The organism is Tetragenococcus solitarius NBRC 100494, from assembly GCF_001544195.1.
In the GTDB taxonomy this organism is placed as follows: Bacteria; Bacillota; Bacilli; order Lactobacillales; family Enterococcaceae; genus Tetragenococcus; species Tetragenococcus solitarius.
This window is the reverse complement of record NZ_BCPY01000077.1, coordinates 1-1,886: the sequence shown is the minus strand read 5'-3', so window position 1 is coordinate 1,886 and position 1,886 is coordinate 1. Positions and strand designations below refer to the sequence as shown.

1 protein-coding gene is annotated in these 1,886 nt (G+C 43.5%); it reads left to right on the top strand.

Going from position 1 to position 1,886, the window contains the following annotated elements; genetic code table 11:
* The first annotated feature begins 500 nt into the window (after positions 1 to 500).
* On the top strand, positions 501 to 1,799 hold the full coding sequence (ltrA, locus tag TS1_RS12115) for a group II intron reverse transcriptase/maturase (protein WP_068710725.1): 1,299 nt from the start codon (positions 501 to 503) through the stop codon (positions 1,797 to 1,799).
* Positions 1,800 to 1,886: the final 87 nt, after the last annotated feature.

The window sequence follows — 1,886 nt, the reverse complement described above, 5'->3', positions numbered from 1 at the left end:
TGTGCCAGGCATGGCATTTATCTAGCTAGTGAAAGTCTAGTCACGGGTAGTTACCGCCAAGTGTAGCGAGCCACAAGCCGAAATCAGTGATGATGGGGTGAAGGAAGTGGTGGCGCAAATCTCTTGAGCCTACGTACAGGAACTTGATGAGGCTAAATGGTGGATAAGGCTGCATTACAAGCTGAAGTCCAAAAGGTAAACGTAAAACCAAGACAGTAAATCAAGAGGTTGTGGAGAGAAAGATAAATGTCTTACCCTGGGAGATCTTACGGACGTTTGCGAACGGTCGAAAAAGGTTTGTCGTAAGAAGTCAGCTGAGGCCATAGTAGCTACTGTTTCATGTAGTGAAGGGCTGAATGTTTGTATAGTGTGAATCGCTAGAAGAAAATGTCCAAGTAGTCCGGAAATGAGGATACCCTAGAACGGTAGAACGTAACTATTGATGGGAAAAGTAGTGAGGGCGATCTTGGATCCATCTACGCCTAGAGGAGGAACAGCGCATGAGATTCATTGAAAAGATCACGAGCCATCAAAATATGAGACAAGCCATTGAGCAGGTCAAAAAGAATAAAGGGGCTCCGGGGATTGATGAGATGACAGTCGATGAACTTGATCATTACTTTTATCAACATGGACGAGATCTTGTTCAGGAGGTCCGATCGATGACCTATCAGCCCAAGGCAGTCAAGCGAGTTTATATCCCTAAACCCGATGGAAAACAAAGACCTTTAGGGATTCCAAGTGTAGTAGACCGTGTGGTGCAACAAGCAGCTGCGCAACAACTGAGTGGCATCTTTGATGCGCACTTCAGTGGAAACAGCTATGGATTTCGCCCTAAGCGAAATGCACATCAAGCAATCGAAAAAGTCCTTGGCTACTTAAATGAAGGCTATGAGTGGGTGATCGATATGGACATTGAGAAGTATTTTGATACCGTCCATCATGATAAATTAATCTCGACCCTTAGAGAAAGGGTCAAAGATAGAGAAACATTGCACTTAATACGTGTTTTCTTAAAAGCAGGGATTATGGCGAATGGTTTAACGAGCCCAAACGAAAAAGGGGTCCCGCAAGGGGGCCCTTTAAGTCCCATTTTAGCGAATATTTATCTGGATAAATTGGATAAAGAGCTAGAAGCAAGGGGGCTACGTTTTGTTCGTTATGCGGACGATGCGGATATTTTTGTCAAAAGTGAGCGGGCAGCCAATCGTGTGATGAAATCTATTACGGATTGGATTGAAAGAAAGCTTTTCTTGCAAGTCAATGTCACCAAAACCAAGGTCGTACGACCGACACAGAGTCAATTTTTAGGCTTTACCTTCTGGAAGAACCAAAAGGGTTGGCAATGTAAACCGAGCAAAGTCAGTAAAACAAAGCTCTATGACAAAGCTAAAGCTATCCTTAAAAGAAAACAGGCCGTGTCACGTCCTTTAGCGGTGACATTTACGAAACTAAACCAAACGATAAGAGGCTGGATCAATTACTACCGTGTCGGGAGTATGAAAACCTATCTAGCGAAGTTTGGCCAATGGCTACGACATAAAGTCCGAGTGATCATCATAAAGCAATGGAAACTGCCACAACGAATCTATACGAATCTACAACAATTGAATCGACTGTTCAAGTGTCATTTTACCAAAGAAGAGATTTATAAGGTCGCTAATTCTAGATTAGGCTGGTATAGGAAATGTGGCATGGACGTCGTCAATTTTACCCTAAGCCCGAAAGTTTTGGCCATAAAGAAAGAGGATCGACCTGGATTGGTCAATCCTTTAACTTACTATCTCAATCAAGCGTGAAAACAATACAAATGGAGCGCCGTATACGAGAACCGTACGTACGGTGCGACGGGAGGGGCGGAAATTTTATTTCCCCTCTACCCTATT